The sequence below is a fragment of the Catenovulum agarivorans YM01 genome, assembly GCF_000281085.1.
Taxonomy (GTDB): domain Bacteria; phylum Pseudomonadota; class Gammaproteobacteria; order Enterobacterales; family Alteromonadaceae; genus Catenovulum; species Catenovulum agarivorans.
The window spans coordinates 1-18,344 of the sequence record NZ_JH767544.1 but is presented as its reverse complement, the minus strand read 5'-3'; the positions used below and the strand labels follow the sequence as shown (position 1 = coordinate 18,344).

At 40.8% G+C, this 18,344-nt stretch carries 12 protein-coding genes; 1 reads left to right on the top strand and 11 read right to left on the bottom strand.

The window, feature by feature from the left end; all coding sequences use genetic code 11:
* The 9 genes from WSC_RS25535 to WSC_RS0120525 all read right to left on the bottom strand — a co-directional run.
* Positions 1-2,249 (bottom strand): carbohydrate-binding protein (locus WSC_RS25535; protein WP_040395376.1); only part of this gene is annotated, 2,249 nt, incomplete at its 3' end.
* A 456-nt stretch (positions 2,250-2,705) separates the two neighbouring features.
* Positions 2,706-4,952 (bottom strand): xanthine dehydrogenase family protein molybdopterin-binding subunit, encoded by a 2,247-nt coding sequence (locus WSC_RS0120560; protein ID WP_016957846.1) that lies wholly within the window; start codon positions 4,950-4,952, stop codon positions 2,706-2,708.
* Positions 4,952-5,422 carry a (2Fe-2S)-binding protein gene (locus WSC_RS0120555; protein ID WP_016957845.1) on the bottom strand — a complete coding sequence of 157 codons (471 nt, stop codon included), beginning with the start codon at positions 5,420-5,422 and terminating at the stop codon, positions 4,952-4,954. The genes WSC_RS0120560 and WSC_RS0120555 overlap by 1 nt, the downstream gene beginning before the upstream one ends.
* Positions 5,423-5,445: 23 nt before the next feature.
* Positions 5,446-6,342 (bottom strand): hypothetical protein, encoded by an 897-nt coding sequence (locus WSC_RS23615; RefSeq protein ID WP_016957844.1) that lies wholly within the window; start codon positions 6,340-6,342, stop codon positions 5,446-5,448.
* 157 nt (positions 6,343-6,499) lie between these two features.
* Positions 6,500-7,366, bottom strand: a complete 867-nt coding sequence (locus WSC_RS0120545; protein ID WP_016957843.1) for a hypothetical protein — start codon at positions 7,364-7,366, stop codon at positions 6,500-6,502.
* Positions 7,367-7,550: 184 nt separating this feature from the next.
* Complete coding sequence (aldA, locus tag WSC_RS0120540) at positions 7,551-9,002, bottom strand: aldehyde dehydrogenase (protein ID WP_026016979.1); 1,452 nt, start codon at positions 9,000-9,002, stop codon at positions 7,551-7,553.
* A gap of 4 nt (positions 9,003-9,006) precedes the next feature.
* Positions 9,007-9,771 carry a 2,5-didehydro-3-deoxy-L-galactonate 5-reductase gene (locus WSC_RS0120535; RefSeq protein ID WP_016957841.1) on the bottom strand — a complete coding sequence of 255 codons (765 nt, stop codon included), beginning with the start codon at positions 9,769-9,771 and terminating at the stop codon, positions 9,007-9,009.
* Between the two features lie 32 nt (positions 9,772-9,803).
* The gene (locus WSC_RS0120530; protein ID WP_016957840.1) at positions 9,804-10,826 is read right to left on the bottom strand and encodes a zinc-dependent alcohol dehydrogenase; all 1,023 of its coding nucleotides are present in this window, start codon (positions 10,824-10,826) and stop codon (positions 9,804-9,806) included.
* 13 nt (positions 10,827-10,839) lie between these two features.
* A complete protein-coding gene (locus tag WSC_RS0120525) occupies positions 10,840-11,988 on the bottom strand; it encodes a mandelate racemase/muconate lactonizing enzyme family protein (protein ID WP_026016978.1) in 1,149 nt (382 codons plus the stop codon).
* 411 nt (positions 11,989-12,399) lie between these two features.
* On the opposite strand from WSC_RS0120525, the gene WSC_RS0120520 reads away from it, so the two are divergent.
* On the top strand, positions 12,400-13,008 hold the full coding sequence (locus WSC_RS0120520) for a GntR family transcriptional regulator (protein WP_016957838.1): 609 nt from the start codon (positions 12,400-12,402) through the stop codon (positions 13,006-13,008).
* A gap of 50 nt (positions 13,009-13,058) precedes the next feature.
* Here the strand turns inward: WSC_RS0120520 and WSC_RS23610 are convergent, their stop codons facing one another.
* Both WSC_RS23610 and WSC_RS24520 read right to left on the bottom strand, forming a co-directional pair.
* The gene (locus tag WSC_RS23610) at positions 13,059-16,796 is read right to left on the bottom strand and encodes an FG-GAP-like repeat-containing protein (RefSeq protein ID WP_016957837.1); all 3,738 of its coding nucleotides are present in this window, start codon (positions 16,794-16,796) and stop codon (positions 13,059-13,061) included.
* A 234-nt stretch (positions 16,797-17,030) separates the two neighbouring features.
* Positions 17,031-18,257: a helix-turn-helix transcriptional regulator gene (locus WSC_RS24520; RefSeq protein WP_016957836.1), complete on the bottom strand. Its 1,227-nt coding sequence runs from the start codon at positions 18,255-18,257 to the stop codon at positions 17,031-17,033.
* Between the last annotated feature and the right edge of the window lie 87 nt (positions 18,258-18,344).

Genomic DNA, 18,344 nt, shown 5'->3' with positions numbered 1-18,344 from the left:
CCGCCTGTACTGTCAAAGTATCCCCACGCAAAGGGTTCGCCGTCAATATCAATACGCGCCCCATAACTACCACCCGCAGGGGTTGATACGTTAATAAATGCACGATATGTACCCGCTTCTAAGAATACATTATGGTATTTACCATAGTCACCATTGGTTACCCAACCAACATTTGAATCACCTGTAACAAAACCATCGTTAGGATCGCTCGCCACTCGGCCAACAGTGCCGGTTTCGTCAAAGTCTTCTAGTTGAATATAAATGCCGCCTGGTGGTGGTAAAATTGGGTCTACCACAACTTGGCCACTTGATCTAAACATACTTGGGCTTAACGCGCTTGGGTGAACAAAGTTTGTGCCGCCGTCAACGTCAATACCAAAACCTATGCCACTAACCGCACCACTGCCGCCGTCAGCATTGCCAAGACGTAATTCAAAGTCATGCCAACCTGGGGTTAAGTTTAAGTCAGTTGTTTGTGATGAATTTTCCCAACTGTCGTTGGAAAGAACTAGTTGGCCATCAATGTATAAACGTACGCTGTCGTCTATATGCTCGTAGAAAGAGATATGACCATCAGCATCATAAATTTCACCACGGAATACTTCGGTAGAATTAGCTCGAATTGCATCGTCTGTCTCTAACAAATCAGTTGTAACGTCGTAATTAGGTGGATTTGCAACATAACCGGCTTCACCAGCAAAGTTCATGGCACCATCTACACGACCAAACAATAAACCTTGACCATCGTGATAATACTCACCTTCACCTGGCTCGCCACCACCATTGTCGGTTTCACAACCTGCAGCATCTACAGGTGTACCTACTGGTGTATTTGGACATTGGTCAAGATTATTGTTTACGCCATCGTTGTCGTCATCTAATTGTGATGCACCGCAACCCGAGCCATTAACAGCTTCACCCGCTGGCGTGTTTGGACACATATCAAGGCTGTTGTTTACACCGTCGTTGTCTGTATCGTTATTTACGATAATTTCACAGCCGTTTGCATCGACCGTTGCACCAGCGGTAGTGTTTGGACATTGATCAATATTATTGTTTACACCATCGTTGTCGCTATCTAATTGTGATGCGCTGCACCCAGTTAGATCAGCAGGTTCGCCTGCTGGTGTATTTGGACATACATCAGAGCCATCTAACACACCGTCGTTATCAGCGTCTTGTTCTGGTTCACCTCCACCATTGTCGCCATCTAAATTAGTGAAAGTTAAAGCATCACCAAACCATAACCAGCTAAATTCGCCAGTAGAACTTTGTGCTTGAACACGTACTGTGTGAGTGCCTGCAGTGATGTATACAGAGCCAGTTAATTGAAATTCTGCAAAATCAGCTTGATTACCCGTATGCACTGGCACTTCATTAATTTCTGTACCGTCAACAAATAACACAGCGGTAGCATGTGAGGTTTGCCCAGAAGCTAACATGGAGACGCTGTAATTGCCTGAAGATGGGAAGTTAATTGTGTAGTCAACCCAATCTGTGGTTTGCACACTATCAACCACTGTGTGTTTATCATTTGGATAACCACGTTCGCCAACTAAAACACCTTGTGCGCGTGCATCATCACTACCTGTTGCATCGAAGGCTTCCATTTGAATAACAAAAGACTCACCACTAGGCGGTGTGCCGCCACTATTCGTCGGGCAGCCATTTGCGTCTACTGCAGTACCTGCAGGCGTACCTGGGCATTGGTCTTGGTTGTCGTTTACACCATCGTTATCTGAATCAGTAACAGGCGTAGAGGTTTGGGTTAAAACAAAAGATTCTAAATTCCATTGCCAAGTAGAGCCTACCGCCAATAAACGAACGGTTGAAGCGCCTGCTGGCAAAGTAACTGAATGAGAAGGTGTTAAAGATTGGAAATCATCCCAGTGCCCGAAAGGCACTGCAACTGAACCTTGGCTTTGCCAAGTGCCGTTTGAGTTAACTAAAACTTCGATATTTGGCCCAGATTGAACACTGGTACCAACAAAATATTCTATGTTGTATTCACCGCCTTGGGCGTTAATGTTGTAGTCGACAAAGTCACCGGCGTTAATAAAGTTAATCGCCCCTTGTCCGTTTACATTGTATATGGTTACCGGGTTAGGCTGGCCATCACTGTATGTTCCGCCAGAATTAGTGAAAGATTCTGCCTGTAATACTAGAGTCTCTGCTTGCGCATGAGCTCCAAGTAAAGCAAGTGAAACTGCAATACTTGAGCTCAACAGAGAACGTTTAGTTTTAAACATTTTATTCTCCAAATTTTTGTTGTGTAAAGTAAGTGGTTCTTACTAGAGCGTGTTGATGACAAGCTAAACTAGCCCACCATCACACAGTAAAACATTTTGTTAATTGATAACAATTATTAAAAAAGCAAAAAAATACGGGGAATATTTTAAAAAGCTAAATATCGACCCCGTAGGCAAGTCAATTGATTTGTGTGAATATTAGCCTGCCACTTTGCCCAGCTAGAGTAGAACAACCAATCACAAATGACAACAATTAAAAGTTAACAAAATAAAAACAAATCACAAGTTATTGTTTTAAAAAGAAATAAAAAAGAAACATCGAGCAAAAAACAAACAGATCATGGTAAATTGTTAACATTAACAAAAGAGTTTGAAGGTTAGGCTGAACAATAATAAGAGTTGGGTTAATACCCAACTCACAAGGTTGTGAAAATAATTAAACTGAAGTTAGGTTAATTAAACCGATAAATATTGGTTGATTGGTAAAACTCGGTATCGTTTACCACTTGCTGCAAAAATTGCATTGGTCAGGCTAGGTGCAACTGGAGGCACGCCAGGCTCACCGACCCCACCTGGATATTCATCACTTTGGATAATTTCAACCGCTAGCTGCGGGCACTGCTGCATTCTCAGCAATGGATAGTCATGGAAGTTAGATTGTGAAACTGCACCTTGTTTAATATCTATTCGCCCCATCAACGCCAATGACAAACCAAAGATCATAGCACCTTCAATTTGTGCGTGTACCCTGTCTGGGTTAACCGCGATGCCACAGTCGATCACAGCTTGCGTCTGCAATACTTTTAATTGGCCATTTTTCACTTCAACTTTGCTGGCCACTCCAACATAACTAACAAAACTACGGTGAATAGCCAAACCCCAAGCTTGGCCTGCTGGCAACTTTTCATCAAAATCGACCAACTGCTCAAGCTTATCTAACACAGCTTTGTAGCGTTTAATGCTAATTGGGTGACGCTGCAAACTTTCATCATAGTTAGTGTAGCCTTTAAACCCATAGTCTTCAGCTGGGTTTATCATGCGGTCTTGCGCGTATAACTGGCGAAGATATTTATGTGTGGCAATGCCTTTACTTTGGGCTAATTCATCGACAAAACTATGCAAAGCAAACGCATGTGGAATATTACTTACAGAGCGTAACCAGCCAATACGCACAGGGTTTTGATAACCTGAAGACTCACTTTGTAAACTCTCAACTTGATAAGGAATATCATTAAAACCTAACGACAATTCAACATCTAACATATCTTCAGTTGACGGGTCGAACGTCGTTTTAATACTTGGCATCACCGAGCGCTGCTGCCATGCTGTGATATTAGCGCGTTTATCCAGCCCAGCTTTAATATGTGCAACAGCACCCGCATGAAAATAGCCCATTTGAATGTCATCTTCACGCGTCCATACTACTTTAATCGGCTTACCCATTTGTTTAGATAAATACACAGCTTCAGCAACAAAGTCAGCTTTAGATTTACGCCCAAATCCGCCACCTAATAAAGTGACATTTACTTTTATTTGTTCGGGCTTTAAACCCACTATTCCAGCAACATTATCCATAACCGCTTGTGGATTTTGTGTTGCCGCCCATATTTCACAGCTTGTGTCTGTAACTAACGCTGCGGCAGCTGGCGGTTCCATAGGCGCATGGGCTAAAAAAGGTACTTGGTAAGTCGCCTCAATGATTTGATCGGCTTTAGCAAAACCTGCAGTGATATCGCCTTTTTCGGCACTACGTTTTGCTGGGTTTTGCGCTTTATTTGCCATATCAGCAAACGCGCTATCGCTATCAAAATCTTTATTAACGCCATAATCCCAATCAATTTTGAGCGCTTTACGTCCTTGATTAGCCGCCCAAGTATTGGTTGCGATAACCGCCACACCACTACCCGATGTATACACCACAGGTTTAACTGTAGCTGGCATGTTAATTACATCAACCACACCAGGAATTGCTTTGGCGGCGCTGGCATCAAAAGATTTAACTCTGCCATACAAGACAGGGCAGCGTTCTATACTGGCAATTAACAAACCTTTTAGCTCAACATCTATGCCATAAGTGGTATTGCCTGTGGTCATATCGTGTAAATCGACAATCGGCACAGGTTTTTGAATATAGTTAAATTGCTCTTTGCTTTTAAAAGTTAAACTAGCAACATTCGGCACAGGCTGGTTGGCGGCAAGTTCAGCTAAATCACCATAATTTAAACTATAGCCATTGGCTAAATTAAACACCTTGTGTTGTTTAGCTTGCACTTGTGATTTATCAACTTGCCAATAGTCAGCCGCAGCTTGTTCTAACATGGCGCGTGCAGATGCGCCGACTTCTCGCAGCTTAGTGTAAAATTTACGAATACTGGTTGAGCCATCGGTGTTTTGATCGCCATATGCTCTGTCACCTAGTCCTTGAATAACATTGATTTTCTCCCAATCAACATCCAGTTCATCGGCAATTATTTGAACAACCCCGGTTTTAGCGCCTTGGCCCATTTCTGATCTGTGATTAATAATATCTACTCTGTTATCAGGGCGAATTGATACAAACACATTGAGCTTTTGTGGCTGGTCACTTTTAATAAACATTGCCTGCGGTGCATTGCCCGAGGTTGAACAACCCAATAACAAACCACCACCAGCAACACCTGTTAAGGTTAAAAATTCGCGCCTATCCAATTTAAAGGTGTTCATTATTTAACCCCTTTATTTTGTTGCATAGCAGAAGCAGCATCTTTAATCGCTTGTTTGATGCGAGGATAAGTACCACAACGGCAGATATTACCCGACATAGCATTGTCTATATCTTGATCGCTTGGTGACGTATTATTCTTGAGTAAATTTAATGCAGACATTATTTGCCCAGACTGGCAGTAGCCGCATTGAGGAACGTTATTTTCACGCCATGCAACTTGAATAGGATGATTGCCTTGTGCGTCAACCCCTTCAATTGTGGTAATTTCAGCGCCTTTAGCAACCATAACAGGAGTAATACATGAGCGCATTGGCTGGCCGTTAACATGAACAGTACAGGCCCCACATAAACCTTGGCCACAACCAAACTTAGTGCCTTTTTTTCCAAGCAAATCTCTAACAACCCAAAGCAGTGGCATTTCGTCTGGGGCATCTACCTGATATGTTTGTTTATTGATTTTTAATTCCATCTTTTACCCTCACGGCTTAAATTTTATTGGTTTATTTGCATTGAATTATTCGTGTTCATTTTTGAACTATTTAAACTGACCAATTGGTACAACAACTCGGTTTTTGCCATTTGATTAACGTCAATAAACGGGTTGTCTATTTCAATAACATACCGTTGCGACAAATTCGCCTGGCGTAACATGTCTTGAATTAATTTTGAGTGAATGAGTGTTTGATAATAACTACCGTCATTCAATGCTAATTGCATACCTTGAGCAATGAGTTGGTGAAGTGCGAAATTGGCTTGATTGACATAAAAATAAAAAGCCGATGGGTAAATTAATAATATATTGGGCTCAACCGCTATAGCTAACTCTGGTCTTTGCGCAACCTCATCCCAAGGCTCATGAACACCGAGTGAAATAAAATCAAAACGCTTTGCGTGCAGCATCTTCCATAAATTTCGCGCTTGGGTTGATTTCTCGACGGTAAAACCTGCATGTTCGAGTATGCGGGTATCGCCCCAAAATGCACCTTGGCCAACAGTAAATGCTTGTAAGTCGTTAACGGTTTTAACCTTGCTAAACCTAGCTTGTTCGCCTTGTCGAATCACTAAAACTCGATAGCCGCCTAAACCTCTAAAAATAGGTACTTCAACCGCGAGTAGGCCCTCAACTTTATATGAGCCTGCACTACCCCATTTTAAACTCAGGCGATTTTTCGCCACATACATAACTTCACGCGCGTCAGTTAACGTCTCATCAAGTTCTTTAAAACAAATAGATGAGTCAACTTTAGTCAAAGATAATTTGAGCAATTCAACAATTAGTATTTCTTTATCATTGTCGCGTAAAGGATGAGTGAGTGTTAGTTCGCAGGCTTGAACGCCCGCAAATAGGCTAGGGCAAATAACCAGAATAAAAATAATCAAAGCTTTCATTGTGCACCTCAGTCTAGTGAAGCTTAACTCTGGTTAACAGCCTGCTCCTTAGGTGCCATGCAGAGTTTAACTGTGATTTAGTTGCTTTGAACCATGCGCTAAAAAAGCCCCAAGCAAGCTTGGGGCAAGAGGCACACATGGTACACACACAAAGTTCTTATAAGGTATTTGGGTCTAAAATATACTGCTCGTAATGCGGATCAACTCGACTGATCATCGGGTTAGTAAATTTAAAAATGCGTCGTTGTTTTAAATTACTAAATTGAAACCTTTCGTAAAAATATTCTTTCCATAACGCATTTAACTCACCCGTTTTATACGCTCGTTCTAATCCAACTTGGATACGTTCAGCCAAAAGTTTGTTGTCAGGATGGGTAAAAAAGAACTTGGGCAAGGGGTAATAAATACAAATTTCCGTGTCGTAACGTAAACCATCAATATGTTTGAACTTATCCCATTCGCGTTTTAGTTCGTGCGCACCTAAAGGAAACATGTCGCCGCGATTATTTGCAGCCATATAAAAAAGACCTTCAATATGACTACCTTCAACGACACGAAATCCTTGCGAACGTAAAATATCTCCGTCTAACCAGCCGCGGCCTTGAATAATTTTTAATTGTGATGCTTGCTCTTTAGTCTGAACTGTACGTAGTTTGTTTTGTGCTTCAGGTGAGATCAAACCAACACGATAGCCTGCTACACCCAACTCCACTGGGAAATGCACTGCTGCTAGTTTGTCTAACAAATCGTTCGATACTGAATCTTTGTAAAGGTAATTTTGAAACTGCTTTTCTTCAGCTTCAACACGCATACGCGTATAACTAGGAGTTTCCCCCGGCCTTACGTTTAATTGATAAACACCATAGTCTTCAACCGTGTTATCTAACGCCAGTTTAACCAAATTATATTCGTACTGCTGTTTTGCATCGCCCTGTATGCCCGTAGCAAAAGTCACGACAGTTTTAGCAATCCCTTGTGATTGACAACAAAGTGTTAATACTAACAATGCGATTAACTTTTTCATCTTTGGTTTACCTCTCACAACAATTCAGATAATTGTACACTGTTAACAATACGCAGTAAACCACAAAATTCCCTTTTGTTTAAAAAAAGTAAATTGCGGGTAATAAAAATAATCCCCACTACCATTCATTGGCAGCAGGGATTATGGGGAGGCTAGTTATCTTATTTCTATCTAAATGGTTTTATTATTTAGTTTCTTTTAAATAAACAGTTTTCTTTTCTAAATACTGCTCTAAACCAAATTTACCGTCTTCACCACCAAAACCACTTTGTTTCCAACCATTATGGAAACCTTGGTGTTGTTCACCCATGCCACGGTTTACGTATACTTCACCTACATCTAAGTCGTTAATAAACTTATTGATATCGAAGAAGTTTTTTGTGTAAACATAGGCACTTAAACCATAAATACTGTCGTTACAGAATTCGATGGCTTGCTCTGCATCTTTAAATTTTACAACAGGTAAAACAGGGCCAAAAGTTTCTTCGTGTACCGCAATGTTTGATTGTTCAACATCCACAAGCACTGTTGGCTCGTACCAACAACCACCCGCAAAACCAGCAACTTTAGCAACTTGGCCACCCGTAGCTATTGTTGCACCTTGTTTAACTGATTCTTTAACAATGTGATCAATATTATCAATTTCACGTTGATTACATTTAGGACCCATTTGGCTCTCACGATCCATAGGATCGCCAACTTTCAACCCTTTAACTTGCGGTAAGAACTTAGCCATAAACTCGTCATATACTTTTTCGTGAACATATAAACGCTCAACACAAGTACAAACTTGGCCACAGTTAGCAAAACGCCCCCATAAAGCTCCTTCTACCGCTTGGTCTAAATCAGCATCATCCATGACTACCATAGGTGCTTTACCACCTAGCTCTAACATAACCGGAGTCATGTATTCAGCACTGGTTTTGTAAATTTGTTTACCTGCGTAAGTAGAACCTGTCATAGTGATCATTTTAGTGATCGGGCTTTCACATAAAGCTTGACCCACAACAGAACCAGAGCCATTAATGATGTTTAATACGCCCGCAGGAATGCCCGCTTCTACCGCTAAACGACCCAACTCAGTTGTTGCTAATGGCGTTTCTTGCGTAGGTTTTAATACCATAGTGTTGCCAGTAATTAATGCCGGACCAATTTTACGCCCAGCCAAAGCTAGCGGGAAATTCCATGCGGTAATACCAACCACAACACCACGTGGTACTTTGTGAATGTAGATTTTTTCGTCTTGATTGTCTGAAGGTAAAATATCCCCTTCAATCGTTAATGCATTATCACAAGCGTATTCAATAAAAGTTGCAGTAACTTCAACTTCCATTTCAGCTACAGCAATCAATTTCCCTTGCTCGGCAACTAACATTGGCGCCAACACAGTTTTAGCTTCACGAATTTTTTGCGCGAAGTTACGTAAGATTTTTTGACGTGTGCGTGACGTTAATTTAGCCCAAGCTTTTTGCGCTTTATTAGCGCTTTCCAACGCAAACTGTGCATCTTCAGCGCAGCCTTTTGGAATTTCGCCAATTTTTTCACCGGTAGACGGGCTTAATACATCAATTACACCATCTGCATACGACTTAACGTATTCGCCATTAATAAAATTTACGTTATTTTGGAAAGCCATAGGTTTATCTCCCCATCCAGCCGCCATCTACCAACAGAATAGCGCCATTTACATAGTTTGCAGCTTCAGAAGCTAAGAATACAGCAGGGCCTTTAAAGTCTTCGGGTGTACCCCAGCGACCTTGTGGAATTCGACCTAAAATTGCCGCGCTGCGCTCAGGATCATTACGTAATGCTTCCGTATTATCAGTGTCGATATAACCAGGGGCGATAGCGTTTACGTTTACGCCTTTGCCAGCCCACTCGTTTGACAATGCCATAACCAACTGGCCAATTGCACCTTTACTTGCTGCATAACCAGGCACTGTAATACCACCTTGGAAAGTTAACAATGATGCGGTAAAGATAATTTTACCCGATCCACGTGCCACCATGTCTTTGCCAATTTCACGGCTTAATACGAACTGAGAGTTTAAGTTAACGTCAATTACTTTATCCCATAAATCGTCACCATGCTCTGCCGCAGGCGCACGTAAAATTGTGCCCGCATTATTAATTAAGATGTCAATTTTTGGAAAATCAGCTTTAACTTGCTCAATAAAAGCATACAAAGCTTGGCGATCAGCAAAGTCACATTGGTAAGCTTTAAAGTTACGGCCTAGCGCTTTTACTTCTTTTTCAACTTCTGAGCCTTCAAGCTCTAAGTTGGCAGAAACGCCGATAATATCGGCGCCCGCTTGAGCTAAACCTAAAGCGATACCTTTACCTATACCACGTTTACAACCAGTAACTAAGGCAACTTTACCTTCTAAACTAAATTTTTCTAACATAATAAAATCTCTTACTTTTTGTGCTATTAGGCTTACTCAGCGTTACACTCAACTAAAGCTTTCATGCCTTGTGGATTGTTGTCCATGCTCGCAAACGCATCACCAATATTTGCAAGTGGGTTAACCGAGCTGATAAATGGCGCTACATCTACTTTGCCAGAAGCGATTAGGTCGATGGCCCAGTCAAAATCTTCAGCTTCGTATACACGCGCACCTAATAACTCTAGTTCTTTCCAGAAGAATTGGAATAAATCGATTTCAGGTTTTTGCGAGTGAATAGCAACCATAACAATACGACCACGACGGCCAGCAATTTGCGTCATAGCATCAATTGCAGGTTTAACACCTGAAACTTCAAATACAACATCGGCGCCTTTTGTACCTGTCCATTCATCAACAAATTTAGCTAAGTCAGTTTCTAATGGATTGACAGATTCAACACCTAGTTTTTCAGCAAACGCACGGCGTGATTCATTTGGCTCAGAAACTAAAACATCCGCACCGACACTTTTAGCCACAGCTGCAACTAATTGACCGATTGGACCACCACCTAACACAACCGCTTTTTCACCAGCTTGTAAACGTGAACGACGAATGTCGTGGCAAGCAACTGATAATGGTTCGATTAACGCACCTTGTTTTAAGTTAACGCCAGCCGGTAATTTGTGCAAAGTGCGCGCTTTAACTGTCCAATTTGATTGGAAAGCACCCGGTGAATCAATGCCCATAAATTTAAGATTTTGACAAATGTGCGTGTGACCCGCTTTACAAGTTGGACACTCTCCACACCAATCTAATGGGCGCACAACAACACGCTCACCAACAGCAAAACCAGTTACCTCACTACCAACTTCAACAATTGTACCCGACATTTCATGGCCAATTGTTTGAGGTGGATTAACACGCGCGTCCATAACACCATGATAGATGTGCATGTCGGTACCACAGATACCAACATAACCAACAGCCAATTTAACCTCATCCGCTTTTGGCAAATTGTTAACACCTTCAACAATTGAAAAACTTTTATCACCCATATATTGAGCAGCTATCATAATTGTTACACCTCTAAGATTGTTTAATTAAATGTGGACCGACTAACGCTTGGTCGAACTCAACGCCCGTACCAGCAACATTTGGTGCAACCGCTCGACCATTTTCATCAACAATAAATGGCTCGGTTGTATATTGGTCAATTGGGAAAGAATGCACTTCCATATGTCCGGCATTTGGCTGTGAAGCCATTAACGACACGTGCAATTCATGCATACCATGGGTACAAATAGGCAAATTGTTGATATAAGCGAGATCCGCCACTTTTAACCAACCTGTGATGCCACCAATATTCGAAGCGTCTGGCTGTAAAAATCCTAACTTAGCTTGTTGTACCGCATAGTTGAATTCGTAAACTGTATGGAGGTTTTCGCCCATAGCTAACGGAATTGTGGTGTTTTCAGCTATACGAGCATAACCTTGGTAGTCATCAGGAATTGTTGGTTCTTCAAACCAAGTAATGTCGTATTGTTCAATTGCTTTGGCAAAACGAATGGCAGTTTCAACAGTTAACGAGTAGTTAGCATCGACCATAAAAATGATATCGTCGCCAATCAATTTGCGTACAGCGGCAACACGAGCGACATCTTCGCGATAGTCGGCTTTGCCTACTTTTATCTTGACGCCTTTAAAGCCACGATCTAAATAACCTTGAATATTGTTAAGCAGCTTTTCTTCAGAAAAATTAAGGTCGATACCACCTGCATAACAACGGGTTGAATTGTTTGCACCACCCGCTACTTGCCATAAAGGTTGATTTAAACGCTTACAGCGAATATCCCACAAAGCGATATCAACCGCAGACATAGCAAAACTAACTAAACCACCACGGCCGATATAATGCAGCTTGTACAACATATCTTCCCAAATTTTGCCGATTTGAGAAGTGTCCTGGCCGACTAGTGATGCTTTTAAATCATCTTCAATAAGCGAATAAATAGCGCGACCACCAGTACCACCTGTGTAGGTATAACCAACACCTTCATAACCATCGTGAGTAAAGACACGACAGACGACTAATTCAAAATGCGTGTGGTCACCATGCTTAGCATCACTTAGAACTTCCGCTAGTGGAATTTGATAATACTCAGTTTTCACTGAGCGAATTCGAGAATTAGCAGAATGTAAGCATGGTACATCTGCTTGCTTGGCTAAATTGACCATAAAAACCTTCAAACAAACACAATCTTCATTTAATTGTACATTGTTAACAATAATATTCAATTAATAATAACTGCTTGTGTTGGTTATTTTCGCAAAAACTTATTAAGCCATTGATATTTAGAATATATTTTTGTGAAAAATTCTTAAGACAATAAATAAAACTATGGTTAAAAACGCAGGTTCATCAAGCGTTATAACAGTGAAAAAAGACAGGCACTATACAACAAAATATAGCTAAATAGTTGTTATTTAATGGATTTTATAGATTTAGTCTTTTGCACTACCACATCCTTTAACAATGCGCTAGCCAATCTGAATTAAACGTATTAGAATCCAGATATACTATTTTTATTTATTTAATGTATAAAGTTTACAATTTCTTAATGTATACACCTAATGTGGGACCAAATTATGAATAAGAAAATCAAAATAATTCCCGTTCGCGAGCAAATTGCTGACGCACTTAGATCTGATATTATTTCAGGTGAACTTCAAGCCAATACCAAATTAAATGAGCAACAATTAGCAGAAAGATTCGGTGTTTCTAGAGGGCCAATTCGAGACGTTTTATTAAAGTTAACTAAAGAAGGTTTGTTAGTTAGTAAAAATAACGTAGGTTCATCTGTTAGCAGCCCATTATCTGCTGACATGCAAAAATTAAGCATAGATATTAGACGTAAAATCGAAGAATTTGCGCTGAAAAATTTAATTGGTCATGTCACAGAAAAACAATTCGAAGACCTCGACGATATTATCGACAGAATGCAAGAGCATTTTAATAAAGAAGAGTTTACTGAACTCACTAAAGCCGATATCGAGTTTCATCAATATCTAGTTAACCTAGCTGGCGGCGAAGACCTGGTAAATATCTGGTATCCAATCGTTATGCGTATGCGCATGAACTACCAGCGTATAAAAACCTCACAAGCTTTGGTTGACGAGCATAAGGATATTGTTAACGGTGTTCGCAATAAAGATTTAAAAGAAGCGACTGCGGCATTAAGAAAAAACATTAAATAAATCAAATAGCCCGAACATGAAAGTGTTCGGGCTTTTGACTGTTTATAAGCTTATAACTTGCTTACAGTTATATTGTCTAAGTAATAATCCAAAGTTAATGTATTTGCAACCCCTGGGCTGAATGCTTTAAATCCAACAAAATACTGGCCTTGAGGTAAAGTCGCAGCGTGGCTAAGAGTATGCCAACTACCCGCGGTTTTTCGTTGCCACAACTTGTACGTTTCTGAGTTTTCGGGCGCATCTACAGGCCTAAATGAAATCTCAATCACATAGTCGGTCCCCACTGACAAATTATCCCCATATACGTCTAGGCTAAGTTGATAATCAGCAGTGTCAGTTACCTCAAATACAATTTTATCGTAAACGAAATGCTGAATACCCGCTTGGTTAAAAGCAAACATAATACTGTTATTGCCGTCTTTTGCTTGCACGGAACTGACAGATAACTGATTCGATAGGTCGGTTGCATAACTTTCGTGTTTAAACGCATACCAGTCTGTTACGTCTGCACCTTCACCATCATTATTGCCACAACTAACTAAATTACTTGCATTACAAACAGATGCTGTTGGTTCAGCGGTCGTATCTCCGGCAACAATATTAACTGGCCACACGCCCTTATCTACAACCTCTCCTTCACTATTGCTAAATCTAACCCATAGGAAATAGAAATTGCCGTCAGCCAATTCTGCTGTTGGTGTTACATTTGTTAGCGGAATACTCACTGACGCTTGACCTGAAGTCGTACCAATTATTCTGGCATCAGAGGCAGTATAATCTTTGACCACATTTGACCAATCTGAAGTCATTTCACGTAAAAAGAATTTTGCCCCATCATCCACACCGGCAATTACGCTGTCTCCTGTGCCCGCATGATAATCAACTACCACATCTAAACTTGCCGAGGTCAAAAATTCAGTCGTTTTGTAATAATCTTCATCACTAAATGCAATTGAAGGTGGTGCATAAGTTTCCACATTAATTGTGCTGCTATCTTCAAATCCACCATCAAGTGTTGTCGCCGTAATGATAACTTGGCCATCGGCAATACCACGTACAACACCCTGTTCATCAACAGTCGCTATCGAGTCGTCAGTTGATGTCCAATTGATATCTTTAATATCGGCATTATCAGGTGTAAAACTAGCGGTTAACTTTTGGCTACTGCCAACCAGCACTAAAGTAGATTCTGGCAAAAGTGAAATACCCGACACAGGTATATCAAAATATGGCACTACGTTTATCACAGCCGAACCTGACTGAGCATTAGCGGTAGATGTTGCAGTAATAGTCACCCCAGTTCCTTCGGCAACACCCGTTACCACCCCATTATTGTCGACTGTCGCAAGGTTTTGCTTATCGGATATCCAGTTTACATTCGGATTAGCATTAACTGGCTCAAGCACTAAAGATAAATCTATAGAACGGCCTACTCTTACCTCTGCAGCTTCAGGGGTCAATTTAATGCTATTAGGCTCAGGGAATTCACCATCCGCGCTTTTAAGCAAGGTATTAACCGCCTGATCTTTTAGATAAACAGTTTCACCGTTGCGCCAACGAATTTCTATCGATTCAATTCCACTTGCATCAGCTAAACCAAAATGAATTGTATTTAACAAACTTTGAGAATGAGACTCTCCAGAAGAACCAACTCGCTTGTAGTAAGTACCGAAAGCCGTGGTTACTGTGACTTGCGCTGAAATTGGGTCTATATTTTCAATTGGGCTATAACCCACCTGCACCAGTGTAAATTGATTTGTACCTGCATAGTCATTTTGGAACATATGCCACAAACCGTATTCATCGTCACCACTCAATACATCAACATCACCGTCTAAATCAAAATCAAACGCTTGACCTGAATCAGCATGACCAGTCGAGTCCATAGCGGTTGCTTGATCAGATGTGACAATTTCAAAACTGTTTTGGCCAGTATTCAACAAAATATAGTCGGCTACACGCTGCTGCAAATATGTATAACGATAAACAAATATGTCGTTAAACGAGTCATTGTTGAAATCCCCATGAGTCACCCCCCAATGATTACCGCCTTGAGGAATATTCCAACTTGCTGGTGCCAACTCAAATTTATCACCTTGATTAATCAATAAGGTATCCTGCATGTTCCTATTGTTAGGTTGCCAGTCTGTTTGTACCGAAGAAATACCCGCCAAACTATACTTGATACTCCAACTTAACTTTTGATCACGGACAATTTCCATTTTCCATTCACCATTGCCTAGATGACCAATATAGATACCGTTAGCATCTCGAGTGGTCGGCCAACCTTGTGCTTGTGTTTGGCTAATAGGATTCACTTCATCACGATCGGCAGGTACAAATGCAGTTTTATCAGCGCCAAGGAAAATTTCAAAATCACCAGTGTATCCAGAGGTTCGAATAATGCTGGTATCATAATTGATGAGCTTTATGTCGCTGTCAGCAGAAAAACTGAACTCAGTTTTTCCAGCAGTGTCGCCCTTATCACTGATATCCATTTGTTGGCTAGTTGGATTAAAGTCGAGCGATTTATCCGCAACACTATAATAACCTTTACCGGCAGCAACATAGATATCCAAATCACCATCATTATCAAGGTCTACATCCGTGGCAGCTATACCGCCCCATAAATCACGCACTGATTGTGGTAGCCAAGTATCGCTGACATTGCTGAAGGTAAAATCTCCATTACCTTGCCATAAAGACATTGGCGCGATCATCAATATGTCATCTATGCCATCTTTATTAAAATCAGTCACCAGTACACGATCGCTCGATGCATAACCTAACCCGAGTATATCAACAACCTCAAAGGTGCCATCCCCCTTGTTACAATAGAAAATATGTTGCGCGCCAGTTTCGCCATTAATTCCAGCAGCATTAAATAAGGCTAGGTCTAAATCTCCGTCCATATCTAAATCTAACCAGCGCGGAGAACGCCCTCGCGCACCAGCGGTAATGCCAACTGCCGTATCACTACGAACAAGCGTGCCATTATCATTGCGGAAAAATACTGGTGGCGTTGGGTTTGTGCCATTACCACCACCTAGGGTAATAATTAAATCAAGATCACCATCATTATCATAATCACCGGCAGCAGAGCCATGTAAATCCATCAATTTCCATAAAGACAAATCTGTTGAATTTTTGGTTAAGCTGCCATCACCATTGTTCCAATACAGTTTACTTGGCGAATCGTTATGATTATTTAAGATAAGATCATAGTCACCATCGTTATCCATATCTGCAATAGAAGGGCCACCGTACTTCAAACTAGGATCATCAAACAAACCAATGTCAGCCGAAATATCGGTAAATTTAGGTAGCGCTTTGGCTGTCGCATCCACAACATCAATGTGCTTAACTGTGATATCGGCTGCATTAGCAATAATTTTTATCGCTTTTTCACCAGTACCATCAAACTCAACAATTGCTGTTAGAGAATGCTGACCAGAGCTTGGAATATTTAAACTATCAAGCAAGATTTTACCATCAACTTCGATACTGATATGTGCGTACGCAGCGGCAATAGACAGATCAAATAAAATCGACTTAGTGGCCTGCCCCGAAACCATGTAGCTAGTTTCAAAAGGTTGACCTAATTGTATAACCGTTTCTGTGTCTACTAATTTTGTACTAGGGTTTTCAGGCTGTGGATTCTCCGGCTCTGGGTTCTCTGGTATCGGAGTGTCTTTAACATCTTCGGTGCTAATATCTAATTCACACGCGGCTGTCAGCGATATCAATACACCTAAACATAAAGTTCTGAATTTTGCTTTCCAAAACATATTTGCGTTTCCTCTGTTCATATTATTTGTCTTCGAAACTTCTAGGCAGCTTAGGCTGAAATAAATTTGCCAAGCTTACAAAATGCTAACAATCTACAAACATAAAAACCTTAACAAACTTGACCAACCGCATAGAAAACAGAAAATAAAAAACAAAATAAAATCAATACGTTAAATATTATAAAAATCAAAACCTCAAAAACTTGAACACAGCACATCCGTTACAACTACCAATCACGGGTAGTTTTCTTTTTTGTACCTTAAAGGCGCAACTCCGGTAATCTTTTTAAACACAGTTGTAAAATAATTTGAGTCATTAAAACCAACCGCAAAAGCGACGTCCGCTACAGTTAAGTTCGCCAATAATTTTTTTGCTTGGTTGACTCTAAATTGATTTAGATATTGTTTGATTGTCTGTCCTGTATCTTTTTTAAAACAACGTACTAGGTACGATTGGCTCACATTGCAGGCTATCGCGAGCTCTGCAATATCTATGTGTTCTTGGAAGTGCTTAGCAATATGCTGTTTAACTCTGGGCGTGATCTGCTCACTGCGTGTGAGCGGTAGCTGACAAATTAAACTGGTTAGCTCATTGCTTTCTTTAGTAACAATACTCTGATGTGTTTGTTGGTCTTCACTTCTTTTCCGCGCGTCCAAGCAAGCAAAATTGGGTTGTCGCACAACACGCATTTTTTTATCTAGTGAGAGTTGGAACTGATAGTGTTGCCGATGCAACTTCCGCTGCAATTCTTCCTTAAAGTGCTGTGCTTGATTTTTAGTTTTTTGGATGTCTTGATAGACAGCTAGAGTCCAAAATATCGCGGTGCACATAGCGCCAACATAATAAATCCAATAACTTTCGTAAGCTAAACCAATAATGTAAGTAGAGACCAGTAGGATGGCACCAACTAACAAAGCTAGACAAGTTTTACGTTTTTCCTCAGATGACTCGTGCAACAGTAACCAACAGATCGGCAGTAAATTTACACAAATGAGCAGCAACATTTCTGCATCTCTGTGGTTAGCGCCTGTCACTGTAAACGGAATTATTTGCTGATAGTAGTCAGCCAGCAGCATATTTTGATGGCTTGCATCGGCACAGACAATATAAACAATCGACATTAATGCCGAAAAAATAAACAGAATGTGGCGGTACAAAGGTTTAACTAATATTCCGCACTGCTGATATAAAAACAAAGTCAGCGAGGGTAAACCTATAATAAACAGCAAAGCAATGCGAATATACAAAACCGCATAAGCCCACTGCGTCTCCAAAAATTGCTGTGCGACCATACCTAACAAATAGCAGACAAAAGTTGCGATAAAACAGTTAAATAAAACGAGGTGAGCAATTACCTGTCGGCCTAGGTAGTTGAAGTATATAGCCGCCATAATAAACAATTGGGCGGCAAGCAATGGCAAGATAACAAAAGAGATGAGCGTTTCTGTTTCAGCTGTCATACAAATGATCCCTAAGGTATGTAAACCTAAACTCTAGATATCAAGTAGGGTGAGGCTTACGCCTCATCCCTCTCACAGAACCGTACG

What these genes read in the sequence shown, in the direction of transcription:
- WSC_RS24520 (WP_016957836.1), bottom strand. Translation starts at nt 18,257, where the DNA reads ATGACAGCTGAAACAGAAACGCTCATCTCTTTTGTTATCTTGCCATTG.
- WSC_RS23615 (WP_016957844.1), bottom strand. Translation starts at nt 6,342, where the DNA reads ATGAAAGCTTTGATTATTTTTATTCTGGTTATTTGCCCTAGCCTATTT.
- WSC_RS0120560 (WP_016957846.1), bottom strand. Translation starts at nt 4,952, where the DNA reads ATGAACACCTTTAAATTGGATAGGCGCGAATTTTTAACCTTAACAGGT.
- WSC_RS0120535 (WP_016957841.1), bottom strand. Translation starts at nt 9,771, where the DNA reads ATGTTAGAAAAATTTAGTTTAGAAGGTAAAGTTGCCTTAGTTACTGGT.
- WSC_RS0120525 (WP_026016978.1), bottom strand. Translation starts at nt 11,988, where the DNA reads ATGGTCAATTTAGCCAAGCAAGCAGATGTACCATGCTTACATTCTGCT.
- aldA (WP_026016979.1), bottom strand. Translation starts at nt 9,002, where the DNA reads ATGGCTTTCCAAAATAACGTAAATTTTATTAATGGCGAATACGTTAAG.
- WSC_RS0120555 (WP_016957845.1), bottom strand. Translation starts at nt 5,422, where the DNA reads ATGGAATTAAAAATCAATAAACAAACATATCAGGTAGATGCCCCAGAC.
- WSC_RS0120545 (WP_016957843.1), bottom strand. Translation starts at nt 7,366, where the DNA reads ATGAAAAAGTTAATCGCATTGTTAGTATTAACACTTTGTTGTCAATCA.
- WSC_RS0120520 (WP_016957838.1), top strand. Translation starts at nt 12,400, where the DNA reads ATGAATAAGAAAATCAAAATAATTCCCGTTCGCGAGCAAATTGCTGAC.
- WSC_RS23610 (WP_016957837.1), bottom strand. Translation starts at nt 16,796, where the DNA reads ATGTTTTGGAAAGCAAAATTCAGAACTTTATGTTTAGGTGTATTGATA.
- WSC_RS0120530 (WP_016957840.1), bottom strand. Translation starts at nt 10,826, where the DNA reads ATGATAGCTGCTCAATATATGGGTGATAAAAGTTTTTCAATTGTTGAA.